General features: G+C 61.1%; 18 protein-coding genes. 17 read left to right on the forward strand and 1 reads right to left on the reverse strand.

What is annotated here, in order from left to right:
* Positions 1-59: 59 nt before the first annotated feature.
* Positions 60-875: a type III secretion system regulator SuhB gene (suhB, locus tag HU825_RS11200; protein ID WP_054093815.1), complete on the reverse strand. Its 816-nt coding sequence runs from the start codon at positions 873-875 to the stop codon at positions 60-62.
* Positions 876-1022: 147 nt separating this feature from the next.
* Between suhB and trmJ the strand changes: the two genes are divergently transcribed.
* The 17 genes from trmJ (at position 1023) to HU825_RS11285 (ending at position 14835) form a co-directional block, all read left to right on the forward strand.
* Positions 1023-1799: a tRNA (cytosine(32)/uridine(32)-2'-O)-methyltransferase TrmJ gene (gene trmJ / locus HU825_RS11205; protein ID WP_054093816.1), complete on the forward strand. Its 777-nt coding sequence runs from the start codon at positions 1023-1025 to the stop codon at positions 1797-1799.
* Positions 1800-2579: a serine O-acetyltransferase gene (cysE, locus tag HU825_RS11210; RefSeq protein ID WP_054093817.1), complete on the forward strand. Its 780-nt coding sequence runs from the start codon at positions 1800-1802 to the stop codon at positions 2577-2579.
* A 178-nt stretch (positions 2580-2757) separates the two neighbouring features.
* Positions 2758-3249, forward strand: coding sequence for a Fe-S cluster assembly transcriptional regulator IscR (iscR, locus tag HU825_RS11215; protein ID WP_054093818.1), 492 nt, complete (start codon positions 2758-2760; stop codon positions 3247-3249).
* Positions 3250-3281: 32 nt separating this feature from the next.
* A complete protein-coding gene (locus HU825_RS11220) occupies positions 3282-4496 on the forward strand; it encodes an IscS subfamily cysteine desulfurase (RefSeq protein WP_054093819.1) in 1215 nt (404 codons plus the stop codon).
* Positions 4497-4540: 44 nt separating this feature from the next.
* Positions 4541-4927, forward strand: a complete 387-nt coding sequence (gene iscU, locus HU825_RS11225; protein ID WP_043296172.1) for a Fe-S cluster assembly scaffold IscU — start codon at positions 4541-4543, stop codon at positions 4925-4927.
* A 13-nt stretch (positions 4928-4940) separates the two neighbouring features.
* A complete protein-coding gene (gene iscA / locus HU825_RS11230) occupies positions 4941-5264 on the forward strand; it encodes an iron-sulfur cluster assembly protein IscA (protein WP_043296174.1) in 324 nt (107 codons plus the stop codon).
* A gap of 7 nt (positions 5265-5271) precedes the next feature.
* A complete protein-coding gene (hscB, locus tag HU825_RS11235; protein WP_234302042.1) occupies positions 5272-5793 on the forward strand; it encodes a co-chaperone HscB in 522 nt (173 codons plus the stop codon).
* A 42-nt stretch (positions 5794-5835) separates the two neighbouring features.
* Positions 5836-7698, forward strand: coding sequence for a Fe-S protein assembly chaperone HscA (hscA, locus tag HU825_RS11240; protein WP_054093821.1), 1863 nt, complete (start codon positions 5836-5838; stop codon positions 7696-7698).
* 5 nt (positions 7699-7703) lie between these two features.
* The gene (gene fdx / locus HU825_RS11245) at positions 7704-8042 is read left to right on the forward strand and encodes an ISC system 2Fe-2S type ferredoxin (protein WP_043296399.1); all 339 of its coding nucleotides are present in this window, start codon (positions 7704-7706) and stop codon (positions 8040-8042) included.
* A 16-nt stretch (positions 8043-8058) separates the two neighbouring features.
* Positions 8059-8259, forward strand: coding sequence for a Fe-S cluster assembly protein IscX (iscX, locus tag HU825_RS11250; RefSeq protein ID WP_043296180.1), 201 nt, complete (start codon positions 8059-8061; stop codon positions 8257-8259).
* Between the two features lie 137 nt (positions 8260-8396).
* A complete protein-coding gene (gene ndk, locus HU825_RS11255; protein WP_003288300.1) occupies positions 8397-8828 on the forward strand; it encodes a nucleoside-diphosphate kinase in 432 nt (143 codons plus the stop codon).
* Positions 8829-8847: 19 nt separating this feature from the next.
* Positions 8848-9996 (forward strand): dual-specificity RNA methyltransferase RlmN, encoded by a 1149-nt coding sequence (gene rlmN, locus HU825_RS11260; protein WP_003288301.1) that lies wholly within the window; start codon positions 8848-8850, stop codon positions 9994-9996.
* Positions 9997-10006: 10 nt separating this feature from the next.
* Positions 10007-10762 (forward strand): type IV pilus biogenesis/stability protein PilW, encoded by a 756-nt coding sequence (pilW, locus tag HU825_RS11265; protein WP_043296182.1) that lies wholly within the window; start codon positions 10007-10009, stop codon positions 10760-10762.
* A complete protein-coding gene (locus HU825_RS11270) occupies positions 10759-11745 on the forward strand; it encodes a RodZ domain-containing protein (protein WP_234302043.1) in 987 nt (328 codons plus the stop codon). The genes pilW and HU825_RS11270 overlap by 4 nt, the downstream gene beginning before the upstream one ends.
* A gap of 2 nt (positions 11746-11747) precedes the next feature.
* On the forward strand, positions 11748-12860 hold the full coding sequence (gene ispG / locus HU825_RS11275; protein ID WP_043296186.1) for a flavodoxin-dependent (E)-4-hydroxy-3-methylbut-2-enyl-diphosphate synthase: 1113 nt from the start codon (positions 11748-11750) through the stop codon (positions 12858-12860).
* 16 nt (positions 12861-12876) lie between these two features.
* A complete protein-coding gene (gene hisS / locus HU825_RS11280) occupies positions 12877-14166 on the forward strand; it encodes a histidine--tRNA ligase (RefSeq protein WP_156716449.1) in 1290 nt (429 codons plus the stop codon).
* Between the two features lie 27 nt (positions 14167-14193).
* A complete protein-coding gene (locus HU825_RS11285; RefSeq protein WP_054093824.1) occupies positions 14194-14835 on the forward strand; it encodes a YfgM family protein in 642 nt (213 codons plus the stop codon).
* Positions 14836-14838 lie beyond the last annotated feature (3 nt).

The raw sequence follows: 14838 nt of genomic DNA on the forward strand, positions 1-14838 counted from the left end.
TCAGGTTTAACCCGAAATAAAAAACGCCCCAATCGGGGCGTTTTTTATTCGTCTCAGTCTCAGCGTTTGAGCGATGGTGTCAGGTGAGGCTGGATGGCGGTCAGTACCGCCTTGAAGCACTTGGTGTTGCCTGCCACGATCTGGCCCTTTTCCAGGAATTCGTGACCGCCGGCGAAGTCGCTGACTAGTCCGCCGGCTTCCTGGATCAGCAGGGCTCCGGCTGCCATGTCCCACTCGGAAAGACCGAATTCCCAGAACGCGTCGTAACGGCCGGCCGCCACATAGGCCAGGTCCAGGCTTGCAGCACCTGCGCGGCGGAGGCCGGCGGTCTGTCCGACCAGGCTGCGGAACATGTTCAGGTAGCTGTCGATATTATCCAGCTGGCCGTCACGAAACGGAAAGCCGGTTCCAAGCAGTGCACCCTCCAGGCTCTTGCGCGAACTGACACGCAGGCGGCGACCGTTGAGTGCTGCGCCGCGACCGCGACTGGCGGTGAATTCTTCCTGGCGCACCGGGTCGAGCACCACGGCATGTTCCAGACGGCCACGGTATTTGCAAGCGATGCTCACGGCGTAGTGGGGTACACCACGCAGGAAGTTGGTGGTGCCGTCCAGTGGGTCGATGATCCATAGGTAGTCGCTGCCGTCGCCGCTGCCTTCGAGCAATCCACTTTCTTCGGCGAGAATGCCGTGGCTCGGGTAGGCCTTGCGCAGCGCATTGACGATCACCTGTTCGGCGGCGTGATCGATCTCGCTGACGTAGTCCTTGCTGTCCTTTTCGCTGACCGAGATGACGTCCAGGCGCTCGGTGGAACGGACAATGAGTTCGCCGGCGCTGCGGGCGGCGCGCAGCGCGATATTCAGCATGGGCTGCATGGATCGATACCTGGTCGTTTAAAGAAAGCCGGAAATTCTATCAGGAAAGCCGCCGCGCATGTAGCGGGCGATGCACGGCGTTCGCTGGATGGTTTGCGCCGTGCTGCGGTAAGCTTCGCGTCCGTTTTTTCGCACCGAGAAACCACTGTGTCGCTGCAAAATATCCGTGTGGTGCTGGTCAACACCAGTCATGCCGGCAACATCGGGGGTGCGGCTCGCGCCATGAAGAACATGGGCCTGTCACGCCTGGTGCTGGTCGATCCGGAGGACTTTCCCAGCTCGGATGCGGTGGCCCGAGCTTCCGGTGCCACCGACATACTCGATGAGGCCCAGGTCGTGGCGACACTCGAGGAGGCGCTGGCGGGCTGTACGCTGGTGCTGGGAACGAGCGCGCGCGACCGCCGCATTCCCTGGCCGCTGCTCGACCCGCGCGAATGCGCAAGAGCAAGTCTTGAGCGGGCTGAGCAGGGCGGTGAGGTGGCCCTGGTGTTCGGTCGTGAATATGCTGGACTCACCAACGAGGAGCTGCAGCGCTGTCATTTTCACGTGCACATTCCCTCCAGTCCGGAATTCAGCTCGCTGAACCTGGCCGCCGCGGTGCAGGTGCTGACCTATGAGGTGCGCATGGCATGGCTCGCCGCACAGGGACAGCCCACCAAGATGGAAAAGCTCGAAACCACGGCGATGCTCGATGTCCAGCCTGTCACGGCGGACGAGCTTGAGCACTATTTCGGTCACCTAGAGCAGACGTTAATCGAGATCGGCTTCCTCGATCCTGCCAAGCCTCGCCATCTAATGCCGCGTCTGCGTCGGCTTTACGGGCGCAGTGGCATCAGCAAGCTGGAAATGAATATTCTGCGCGGTATTCTCACCGAGACACAGAAGGCTGTTCGCGGTGAGCCCCACAAGCGGAGGCAGGAATAAATGTTCGAACGCATGCGCGAAGACATCCAGAGCGTATTTCATCGCGACCCGGCTGCGCGTAACTCGCTGGAGGTCGTTACCTGCTATCCGGGCCTGCACGCGATCTGGATCCACCGTTTTTCGCACTGGCTTTGGGTGCGCGAATGGAAGCTGCTGGCGCGTATGAGCTCGAACTTGGGGCGTTGGCTCACCGGCATCGAGATTCATCCGGGGGCACGTATCGGTCGGCGCTTCTTCATTGATCACGGCATGGGTATCGTCATCGGCGAGACAGCCGAGATCGGCGACGATGTGACGCTCTATCACGGCGTCACGCTAGGCGGTACCAGCTGGAACAAAGGCAAGCGCCATCCGACGTTGGAAGATGGAGTGATCGTCGGTGCCGGCGCCAAGATTCTCGGGCCGTTCACCGTGGGCGCCGGCGCCAAGATTGGCTCGAATGCCGTAGTAACGCGCGCAGTGCCGGCCGGGGCGACCGCAGTGGGCATTCCGGGGCGCATCATCGTGAAGTCAGATGACGAGCAGGAAGCAAAGCGCAAGGCAATCGCCGAAAAGATCGGCTTCGATGCGTACGGTGTCAGCGGCGACATGCCGGATCCTGTTGCGCGTGCGATCGGCCAGCTGCTCGATCACGTTCAGGCGGTGGAAGACCGTCTGGAAGGCATGTGTGGGGCTCTCAAGGCCCTGGGGAGCGACTATTGCGCTGAGGATCTGCCGCAGTTGCGCGAGGAGGACTTCACCGAGGTCAAGGCGGCCGAGGAGGATGTCCCGCGCTCTTGATGCGAGGGGTGGTGGGCAGCTGCTATCATGCCGGCCGTTCTGGCGTGACTGCCCGGTCCACTTTCCGCTGACCCGGATGGTACGGCCAATTCCTGAGTAATTTAATGGGCCATATAGTTGACCTAAATACTCGGAAATAGCATAATTGCATCCAAACCGTGATGCTTGGTGCAAGCCGATGCGATTGACCACTAAAGGCCGTTATGCCGTGACCGCCATGCTCGATCTAGCGCTACATGCGCAGCATGGACCGGTTTCTCTCGCCGATATTTCGGAGCGGCAGGGGATTTCGCTTTCCTATCTTGAACAGCTGTTCGCCAAGTTGCGGCGCGGCAGTCTGGTCACCAGTGTGCGTGGGCCTGGTGGCGGCTATCAACTCTCGCGTGACATGGCGGGTATTCAGGTCGCCCAAGTGATCGATGCCGTCAATGAATCGGTCGACGCCACGCGCTGCCAGGGGCTCGGAGGCTGTCATTCCGGAGATACCTGTCTGACTCACCATCTATGGTGCGATCTGAGCCAGCAGATACACGAATTTCTAAGCAGCATCAGCCTGGCTGATCTAGTAAAGCGCCAGGATGTGCAGCAGGTTGCCCTGCGCCAAGACATGCGTCGTGCCAACAGTGCCTCACCGCAGCTGGATAAGATCGAAGCGTCCGCCATCGAATGAGCCGGACGACCGCCTGATTAGGAGATAAGCGAATGAAATTGCCGATTTACCTGGATTATTCCGCCACTACTCCGGTTGATCCCCGCGTTGCCGCGAAGATGGTCGAATGCCTGACTATCGATGGCAATTTCGGCAACCCGGCTTCCCGCTCGCATGCCTTTGGCTGGCGCGCCGAAGAAGCAGTAGAGAATGCTCGTCGTCAGGTGGCAGAGCTGGTGAATGCTGATCCCCGTGAAATCGTCTGGACATCCGGTGCTACCGAGTCGGACAACCTTGCGATCAAGGGGGTGGCGCATTTCTATGCCAGCAAAGGTAAGCACATCGTCACCACCAAGATCGAGCACAAGGCGGTTTTGGATACCACTCGCCAGCTCGAACGCGAAGGCTTCGAGGTGACCTACATCGAGCCGGGCGAGGACGGCATCATCACGCCGGCGATGGTTGAGGCGGCGCTGCGCGAGGACACCATCCTGGTGTCGGTGATGCATGTGAACAACGAGATTGGCACCATTAACGATATCGCCGCCATTGGCGAACTGACCCGTGCTCGCGGCGTTCTTTTCCACGTTGATGCCGCGCAATCTACCGGTAAGGTCGAGATCGACCTGGAGGCAATGAAGGTCGATCTGATGTCGTTCTCGGCACACAAGACCTACGGGCCGAAGGGCGTGGGTGCGCTTTATGTGCGTCGCAAACCGCGGGTGCGCCTCGAGGCGCAGATGCATGGTGGTGGACATGAGCGCGGCATGCGCTCCGGTACGCTGGCGACCCATCAGCTGGTTGGGATGGGCGAAGCCTTCCGCATTGCCAAGGAGGAGATGGTCCAGGAACGCGAGCATATTCGCGCCTTGCGCGACCGTTTTTTCAGGCAGGTCGAGCATCTGGAAGAGTTGTATGTGAATGGCAGCATGACCGCCCGGGTGCCACACAACCTCAACCTCAGCTTCAACTATGTGGAAGGCGAGTCGTTGATCATGGCACTCAAGGACCTGGCAGTGTCATCCGGTTCTGCCTGTACCTCCGCATCGCTCGAGCCTTCTTACGTGTTGCGCGCATTGGGGCGCAACGACGAACTGGCGCACAGCTCGATTCGCTTCACCTTCGGTCGTTTCACCACGGAGGAAGAAGTCGATTACGCAGCACAGAAGGTCAGCGAAGCGGTAACTAAATTGCGTGAGCTGTCCCCCCTGTGGGACATGTTCAAAGACGGTGTCGATATTTCCAAGGTCGAGTGGCAGGCCCACTGAGCCGTCGTCGGCTCCGCAACGCTTGATTCAGAGAGGATTGCATCATGGCTTACAGTGAAAAGGTCATCGACCACTACGAAAATCCGCGTAACGTCGGCAAGTTCGACGCCGAGGATCCGAACATCGGCACCGGCATGGTCGGCGCGCCGGCATGCGGCGACGTGATGCGGCTGCAGATCAAGGTCAACGAGCAGGGCATCATCGAAGACGCCAAGTTCAAGACCTATGGCTGTGGATCGGCCATCGCCTCCAGCTCCCTCGCTACCGAGTGGATGAAGGGCAAGACGCTGGAAGAGGCAGAAACCATCAAGAACACCCAGCTCGCCGAAGAGCTGGCACTCCCGCCGGTGAAGATTCACTGCTCGGTACTTGCCGAAGACGCGATCAAAGCTGCCGTGCGCGACTATCGCGAGAAGAAAGGCCTGCTCTAAAGGAGGTTTGTCGATGGCTATCACCATGACCGAAGCCGCGGCCCAGCATGTCAATCGTTCGTTGCAGGGGCGTGGAAAGGGCGTAGGCGTGCGGCTGGGCGTCAGGACCACCGGCTGCTCCGGGTTGGCCTATGTGCTGGAATTCGTCGATGAAACCAGCGCTGAAGATGCGGTGTTCGAAAGTCATGGCGTCAAGGTCATCATCGATCCGAAAAGCCTCGTTTATCTTGACGGCACCGAGCTCGATTTCGTCCGCGAAGGGCTCAACGAAGGTTTTAAGTTCAATAACCCCAACGTGCGTGGCGAATGCGGCTGCGGCGAGAGCTTCAATATCTGAGGACGCTGTGGGCAATCCCTGTCATTACGCGCTTTTCGATCTGCAGCCGGAGTTCGATCTCGATCTGAACGACCTTTCGGAGCGCTATCGAAATCTGGCGCGCCAGGTTCACCCCGATCGTTTTGCCGACGCCGGCGAGTCCGAGCAGCGCCAGGCGCTGGAGCGCTCGGCCAATCTCAACGAGGCATACCAGACGCTCAAGTCGCCGGCCCGGCGCGCGCGTTATCTGTTGAGTCTGCAGGGACACGACCTGCCTCTTGAAGCCACCGTGCAGGACCCGACATTCCTCATGCAGCAGATGCACTGGCGCGAAGAGCTGGAGGCGCTGCATGAGCAGGTCGACCTCCCGGGGATCGCCACTTTCAAGGTGCGCCTCAGGGATGCCCAGCGCGCGCTGGATGAGCGCTTCGCGCAGATCTGGCGTGATGCTTCATCGCCTGAAGAGGCCGAGCGCCTAGTGCGACGCATGCAGTTTCTCGACAAGCTGTCCCAGGAAGTGCGCGCACTCGAAGAGCGCCTCGACGATTAACCTTCGCGTGGCGCCTGGCGCTGCGCTCGACATCAGACAGATATGGCCTTACTTCAGATTGCCGAGCCCGGACAAAGCCCTCAGCCTCACCAGCGACGCCTTGCCGTCGGAATAGATCTGGGCACCACCAATTCGCTGGTAGCAGCTCTGCGCAGTGGTGTTACGGCACCGCTGGCGGATGCCGATGGGCGGGTAATACTGCCTTCGGTGGTGCGCTACCACGCCGACCGCGTCGAAGTGGGGCGCGCCGCCAAGGCCGCTGCAGCGAGCGACCCGTTCAACACCATTAGCTCGGTCAAGCGCCTTATGGGGCGTGGCCTTGCCGATGTGAAACAGTTGGGTGAGCAGCTCCCCTATCACTTCAGCGGTGGCGAGTCGCAGATGCCGTTCATCGAGACGGTGCAGGGGCCCAAGAGCCCGGTGGAAATTTCCGCGGAGATATTGCGAGCACTGCGCGAGCGTGCCGAGGCGACGCTCGGCGGAGAGCTGGTGGGTGCGGTGATCACGGTGCCGGCGTACTTCGACGACGCGCAACGCCAGGCTACCAAAGATGCGGCGCGACTGGCCGGGCTGAATGTTTTGCGTCTGCTCAACGAGCCGACCGCTGCGGCGGTCGCCTATGGTCTCGATCGACAGGCCGAAGGTGTGGTCGCGATCTACGATCTGGGTGGCGGTACGTTCGATATTTCCATTCTTCGCCTGACCAAGGGTGTGTTCGAAGTGCTGGCCACCGGTGGTGATACCGCCTTGGGTGGTGACGATTTCGATCATGCCGTGGCCGGGTGGATTCTCGATCAGGCCGGCATATCCGGTGACCTTGAGCCGGGTGCGCAGCGCGAGCTGCTGAAGATTGCCTGTGCCGCGAAGGAGCATCTGAGTAATACCGATAGCACGCCGATCAGCTATGCGGGCTGGCAAGGGCAGTTGGATCGGGCGACCTTCGATACGCTGATCGAGCCGATGGTTGCGCGTAGCCTCAAGGCCTGTCGGCGCGCGGTGCGCGATTCCGCCGTCGAGCCGGGTGAAGTCAATGCAGTCGTCATGGTCGGCGGTTCGACTCGCGTTCCTCTGGTGCGCAGTCTGGTTGGACAGTTGTTCGGTCGCGAGCCGCTGACCGATATCGATCCGGATGAAGTGGTAGCAATCGGTGCTGCGATTCAGGCCGAAACGCTAGCTGGCAATAATCGTGACGGCAATGAATTGCTGCTGCTCGACGTGATTCCATTGTCGCTGGGGCTGGAGACGATGGGCGGGCTGATGGAAAAGATCATCCCGCGCAACACCACCATTCCGGTTGCACGCGCCCAGGACTTCACCACTTATAAAGATGGCCAGACGGCCATGATGATTCACGTGCTGCAGGGTGAGCGCGAACTGATCGCCGACTGCCGTTCGCTGGCGCGCTTCGAGCTGCGCGGCATTCCACCGATGGTGGCGGGGGCGGCGAAGATCCGTGTGACGTTTCAGGTCGACGCCGACGGGTTGCTGAGTGTTTCTGCGCGCGAGTTGACCTCGGGCGTTGAGGCGAGCATTCAGGTCAAGCCATCCTACGGGCTCACGGACGGCGAAATTGCGCGCATGCTTGAAGACTCCTTCCGCAAGGCTGGTGAGGACAAGCAGGCCCGCGCCCTGCGCGAACAGCTGGTTGATGCCCAGCGGCTGCTGGAGGCTGTGGAGGCGGCGCTGGCGGCTGATGGCGAGCGGCTGCTGAGTGCTGAGGAGCGCGAAGCCATCGAAGAGCAGATGAATGCGCTGCGCGCGCTGCTCGACAGTCAAGACGGCGTTGCGATCGAGCGTCAGAGCAAGCGACTCAGCCATATCACCGATGCCTTCGCTGCGCGTCGACTGGATTCAACCGTCAAGGCCGCGCTGGCCGGACGACGGCTCAACGATATCGAGGAATGACCCAGATGCCGCAGATCATCTTTCTGCCCAATGCCGAACACTGCCCAGAGGGCGCCGTGATCGAGGCACAAGTCGGCGAAACCGTACTGGATGCTGCGCTGCGCAACGGCATCGATATCGAGCACGCCTGCGAGAAGTCTTGTGCCTGTACCACATGTCACGTCGTGATCCGCGAGGGTTTCTCCAGTCTGGAACCATCCGACGAGCTCGAGGACGATATGCTGGACAAGGCCTGGGGGCTGGAGCCGACCTCGCGTCTGTCTTGTCAGGCAGTGGTCGACAAGGCCGATCTGGTCGTGGAGATCCCTAAATACACCATCAACCAGGTTTCCGAAGGGCATTGAGGCGAGGGCGTCATTCATGAGTCTGCATTGGACCGATGTGCTGGATATCGCCATCGAGCTGGCCGAAGCGCGGCCTGAAGTCGATCCGCGCTACGTGAACTTCGTCGAGCTGCATCGCTGGGTGCTGGATCTACCGGATTTTTCCGACGACCCACAGCGTGGCGGCGAGAAAGTGCTGGAAGCCATCCAGGCCGCCTGGATCGAAGAAGCGCAGTAACCAACGACTCTATCGGGGCGCCGATACGGCTTCGCTCGAACGCCTGGCTGCCGACTACCCTTATGTTTTGACCCGAACCCGCGTATGATTCGCGGGTTTATTCGTTCGCTTTAACCCATCAGTTTTGGAGTCCTTACATGGCCCTGCAACGCACCTTCTCCATCATCAAACCCGATGCCGTCGCCAAGAACGTGATCGGCGAAATCACCACCCGTTTCGAGAAGGCCGGCCTGCGCGTCGTCGCTTCCAAGATGGTGCAGCTGTCCGAGCGTGAAGCTGCTGGCTTCTACGCCGAGCACAGCGAGCGTGGCTTCTTCAAGGATCTGGTTGCTTTCATGACTTCCGGTCCGGTCATCGTTCAGGTTCTGGAAGGTGAGAATGCCATTGCCAAGAACCGCGAGCTGATGGGCGCCACCAATCCGAAAGAAGCCGCCGCGGGCACCATCCGCGCTGACTTCGCTGTCTCCATTGACGAGAACGCCGTGCACGGTTCCGACTCGGAAGCCTCCGCCGCACGCGAGATCGCCTACTTCTTCGCGGCCACCGAAGTGTGCGCACGCATTCGCTGATCGAGCGAAGGTGAATCCTATGATTGCCACGACCGGTAAGGTGAATTTGCTGGGCCTGACCCAGCCGCAGCTGGAAAGCTTCTTCGAGTCGATTGGGGAGAAGCGCTTCCGCGCCGGTCAGGTGATGAAATGGATTCACCATTTCGGCGTCGATGATTTCGACGCCATGAGCAACATCGGCAAGGCCTTGCGCGAAAAGCTCAAGGCCTGCGCCGAGATACGCGGCCCGGAAATCGTCAGCGAAGACATTTCCAGCGACGGCACCCGCAAGTGGGTCGTACGCGTTGCTTCGGGCAGTTGCGTCGAAACCGTCTATATCCCCCAGGCCGGACGTGGCACGCTGTGTGTGTCGTCCCAAGCAGGCTGTGCGCTGGATTGCAGCTTCTGCTCCACTGGTAAGCAGGGTTTCAACAGCAACCTTACCGCCGCCGAGGTGATCGGCCAGGTGTGGATTGCCAACAAATCCTTCGGCACCGTCCCGGCGAAAGTCGACCGCGCCATCACCAACGTGGTGATGATGGGTATGGGCGAGCCGCTGCTGAATTTCGATAACGTGGTCGCCGCCATGCAGATCATGATGGACGATCTCGGCTACGGCATCTCCAAACGCAAGGTTACGCTCTCGACTTCCGGTGTCGTACCGATGATCGATGAGCTGGCCAAGGTTATCGACGTGTCCCTGGCGCTGTCGCTGCACGCGCCGAACGATGCGTTGCGTGACCAGTTGGTGCCGATCAACAAAAAGTACCCACTGCAGATGCTGCTGGAATCGTGCCAGCGCTACATATCGCGACTCGGCGAGAAGCGCGTGCTGACCATCGAGTACACCCTGCTGCAGGGCGTGAACGATCAGCCCGAGCATGCCGAGCAGATGATTGCGCTGCTAGCCAAAATTCCCTGCAAGATCAATCTGATCCCATTCAATCCGTTCCCCCATTCCGGATATGAGCGCCCCAGCAACAATGCCATCCGGCGTTTTCAGGACATCCTGCACAAAGCCGGGCACAATGTGACGGTGCGTACGACCCGCGGCGAGGACATCGATGCCGCTTGCGGCCAGCTCGTCGGTCAGGTGCTGGACCGCACCCGCCGCAGCGAGCGCTACATCGCCGTGCGGGAACTGCAGACCGAGCCCGATACCGCGCGCGCTGCTTCGAACCGATCCTGAGGGGGTACTGATGACCTTGCGCGTTGCGCTGCTGTTGCTATTGGCCGGCCTAACAGGCTGTGTTTCGACCGGTACTGTCGATCCGCTAAAAACCGAAGAAGGACGCCAGCAGGCACGCGATGCCTACATTCAGCTGGGTATCGGCTACGTACAGCAGGGCACCGCGTCGCGCGCCAAGACGCCGCTGCGCAAGGCTCTGGAACTCGATCCGCGCAGCGCCGACGCGCACGCGGCGCTGGCGCTGGTGTTCCAGACGGAAATGGAAAACGAGCTGGCCGACAAACATTACCGCGAAGCGCTGGCCAATCGCCGGGACGCGCGGATTCTGAACAACTACGGCAGTTTTCTGTTCGAGCAGAAACGTTACCCTGAAGCGCTCGAGCGGTTCACCCAGGCCTCAGAAGACAACCTGTATCCCGAGCGTGCGCGGGTCTTCCAGAACATGGGCATGACCGCGTTGAAATTGAACCAGCCGGAGCAGGCCGAGAAGTATTTCACTCGTGCGCTGCGCCTGGACAGTCGTCAGCCTGGCGCGCTACTGGAACTCGCGCTGATGGCCTATGACGCTAAACAGTACGTCCCCGCCAAAGCCTACTACGACAGCTACAGCCAACTTGCCGAGCAGAACGCCCGTAGCTTGCTGCTTGGTATCCACCTGGCCGATATCCATGGGGATCGCGACAGGGCAGCCAGTCTGGCACTGCAGCTCAAGCGCCTGTACCCCGGTACGGCGGAATATCAGCAATACCTTTCGGAGCAACGATGACAGCGCCGAACCACGAGATGGCCCCGATGGGCGCCAATCCGGGCGAAACCCTGCGCCAGGCTCGCGAGAGCAAGGGCTGGTCGTTAGCGTCCGTCGCCCAGCAGCTCAATTTGACGGCCCGCTCGGTCGCGCAGATCGAGGCCGGCGATTTCAGCCAGCTGCCGGGGCATACCTTCGCCCGTGGATACGTCAGAGCCTACGCCAAGCTCCTGGAACTGGACCCTAACCGGCTCGTTCAGGAATTCGATCAGCATACTGGCACCAGCGCCACTGGCAGTAATGTCACCAGCCTAGGTCGCATCGAAGAGCCTGGACGGCTGTCGCGGAGCGTCTTGCGCTTCTTCGGCTTTGCTCTATTGCTGGTCGTGGCTGGTGCCAGTTTTTACTGGTGGCAAGAGCGTATCCAGCAGCCAGAGACCGCACCTGCGGTGGCGGCGCTGGACAGTATCGAAGTGGAAACGGCCGACGGTACCACGCAGATTCATCTGCTCGACCGTCCGGAAGATCAGGAAGAGGTCGTGAACGCTCCGCCGACCGCAACGGACGAACAACCGTCGACGACCGAGTCCACGCCGCAGCCTGAAGAACAGCGCATGCCGATTCCGGCCGATGAGGCAAACACCGCTGTCGAGCAGCCGGTCTCGGACGGTGCCGAGCCGCAGATCACCACAGCGCCGGAAATCCAGGTGAGTGCGCCAGCCACCGAGACCCCGAGCGAGCCGGCAGTAGTTCCCGCCGCCGGTGAAGGCCGCCTGGCCCTGAAGTTCAGTGCCGATTGCTGGACGAAGGTGACCGACGCTGACGGTCGCGTGCTCTATAGCGGCCTGGCCAAGTCTGGCAGCGAGCGCACCATCACCGGCAAGGCGCCGCTCGATGTCCATCTGGGCTACGCGCGCGGCGCGCAGATCAGTTACAACGGCGCGGCCGTAGATCTTGCCCCGTATGTTCGTGGCGAGACGGCGCGTATCAAGCTGGGGCAGTAAGCATGCATTCAGAGTCTCCCATCAAGCGTCGCCCATCTCGCAAGATCTGGGTAGGCAACGTTGCGGTCGGCGGCGATGCGCCGATCTCCGTGCAGAGCATGACCAACACCGAGACGTGCGATGTCGACGCGACTGTCGGACAGATTCGTCGCCTGGCAGATGCCGGTGCCGATATCGTGCGTGTTTCCGTGCCGTCGATGGAGGCCGCCGAGGCGTTTGGACGGATCAAACAGCAGGTTCAGTTGCCGCTGGTCGCGGACATTCATTTCGATTATCAGATCGCGCTGCGTGTGGCCGAGCTGGGCGTCGATTGTCTGCGCATCAACCCGGGCAACATCGGTCGCGAGGATCGGGTGCGGGCGGTAGTCGAGGCTGCGCGTGATCGCGGCATCCCGATTCGCATCGGCGTCAACGCAGGTTCGCTGGAGAAGGATCTGCAGAAAAAATACGGTGAGCCGACTCCCGAGGCGCTGGTCGAGTCGGCGCTGCGCCATGTCGAGCATCTGGATCGGCTGAATTTTCCCGACTTCAAGGTCAGTGTGAAGGCCTCCGATGTGTTCATGGCGGTCGAGGCCTACCGGCAGCTGGCCAAACAGATCGAGCAGCCGCTGCATCTGGGGATCACCGAGGCCGGCGGACTGCGTTCCGGAACGGTGAAGTCGGCGGTTGGGTTGGGCATGCTGCTCGCCGAGGGCATCGGCGACACCATCCGTGTTTCGCTGGCTGCCGATCCGGTGGAAGAGATCAAGGTTGGTTTCGATATCCTCAAATCACTACACCTACGTTCGCGAGGCATCAACTTCATCGCCTGCCCCAGCTGCTCGCGGCAGAACTTCGACGTGGTCAAGACCATGAACGAGCTGGAGGCGCGCGTCGAGGATCTGCTGGTGCCGCTGGACGTGGCAGTCATCGGCTGTGTGGTCAATGGCCCGGGCGAAGCCAAGGAGGCGCATATCGGCCTGACTGGCGGCAGCCCGAGCAATCTGGTGTACATCGACGGCAAGCCGGCGCAGAAGCTGAACAACGAGAATCTGGTGGACGAGCTGGAGCAGCTGATCCGTCGCAAGGCGGCCGAGAAGCTCGACGCGGATGCCGCGCTCATCGCCCGTAGTTGATTGTTAAGGAATTCCCTTGAGCAAGTCCCTGCAAGCCATTCGTGGCATGAACGACATTCTGCCGGCGCAGACTCCGGTCTGGCGCTACCTGGAGGGCACTTTCGCGCAGCTGCTCGACAGCTACGGCTATAGCGAAATTCGTCTGCCGATCGTCGAATACACTGAACTGTTCGCCCGCGGTATCGGAGAAGGAACCGATGTGGTCGACAAGGAGATGTACACGTTTCGCGATCGCAACGACGAATCGCTGACACTGCGTCCGGAAGGTACCGCCGGCTGTGTGCGCGCGGTGCTCGAACACGGTCTCACCGGCGGCGGCCAGGTCCAGAAGCTCTGGTACACTGGACCGATGTTCCGCTACGAGAAACCGCAGAAGGGTCGTTATCGCCAGTTTCACCAGATCGGCGTGGAAGTGTTTAACCAGCCTGGCCCAGACGTGGACGCCGAGCTGATCGTGCTCACGGCTCGTCTGTGGAAACAGCTCGGCATGAGCGAAGCGGTGACGCTACAGCTCAACAGCCTTGGTTCCAGCGAAGCGCGCGCACGTTATCGCGACGCGCTGGTCGCCTACCTGCAGCAGCGGTTCGATCAGCTCGATGAAGACAGCCAGCGCCGACTGACTACCAACCCGCTGCGCATCCTCGACAGCAAGAATGCCCAGACCCAGGCGCTGCTGGCCGATGCGCCGACGCTACACGACTACCTCGATGAAGAGTCACGTGAGCATTTCGACGGACTGAAGGCGCGCCTGGATGCGGCCGGAATCGCCTACGAAATCAACCCGAAGCTGGTGCGTGGACTCGACTATTACGGCCGCACGGTGTTCGAGTGGGTGACCGACAAGCTTGGCGCGCAGGGTACGGTTTGTGCTGGCGGCCGATACGATGGGCTGGTCAGCCAGTTCGGCGGTAAGCCCACCCCGGGAGTTGGCTTCGCGATGGGCGTCGAACGCCTGGTGCTGCTGCTGGAAACCCTCGACTTGGTCCCTGCAACGCTGAATCGGCCGCCGCACGCGTTCATCTGCGCATTCGGCGAAGCGGCGGAACTGGCGGCACTCGGTCTGGCCGAGCGTCTGCGCGACGCCTTGCCCGGTCTGCGTTTGCTGGTCAATGCCGGCTCCGGCAGCTTCAAGAGTCAGTTCAAGAAGGCCGACAAGAGCGGCGCACATTTCGCGCTAATTCTTGGTGAGGACGAACTTGCCGGGCGCGTGGTAGGTTGCAAGCCGCTGCGCGATGACAGCGAACAACAAAGCATTGCCTGGGATGCTCTACCCGAGCGTCTGGCTGCCTGCCTCGAGCAGGTCTGAGACTAAGCGAATAAAAGGAGTGACAGCGTGACCTCGGGTACCGACGAAGAACAACTGGCGCAAATCAAGGATTGGTGGCAGCGCAACGGCAAGCCTTTGCTCACGGGGGGTGCGCTCGCCGTGGCGCTGGTGTTCGGCTGGCAGTTCTGGCAGAACCATCAGCTTAACCAGGCATATAACGCGTCCGGCCTTTATCAGCAACTGCTGACGGCCGCGCTGGAGTCCGGCAAGGCGGATGCCGCTGAAGTAGCGCGCCTAGGCAATCAGCTGAAGCAGGACTTCGCCGGTACTCATTACGCTCAGTACGGTAGCCTGTTCGTCGCCAAGGTGGCGGTCGAGGGCGGCCGTCTGGACGAAGCCGCTGCCGAATTGCGCGCGATTGTCGACAAACCCGCCGACGCAACGCTTGGCGAGCTGGCGCGTCAGCGGCTGGCACGTGTGCTGGCGGCGCAGGACAAGGCCGAAGATGCGCTCAAACTGCTCGAAGGCGAGGCCGATAAGGCCTTCGCCGCCGGCCGTGAGGAGCTGCGCGGTGATCTGCTGGTGCAGCTGGGCCGCGTGGACGAGGCGCACGCTGCCTATACCAAGGCCAAGCAGGCATTGTCGCAGGATGCCGCAATCGGCGGTCTGCAGCTGAAGCTGGACGATCTGGCCCGAGGGGAGGCGTAACCG

Origin of the sequence: Pseudomonas phenolilytica (assembly GCF_021432765.1) — a bacterium.
Classification (GTDB): Bacteria; Pseudomonadota; Gammaproteobacteria; order Pseudomonadales; family Pseudomonadaceae; genus Stutzerimonas; species Stutzerimonas phenolilytica.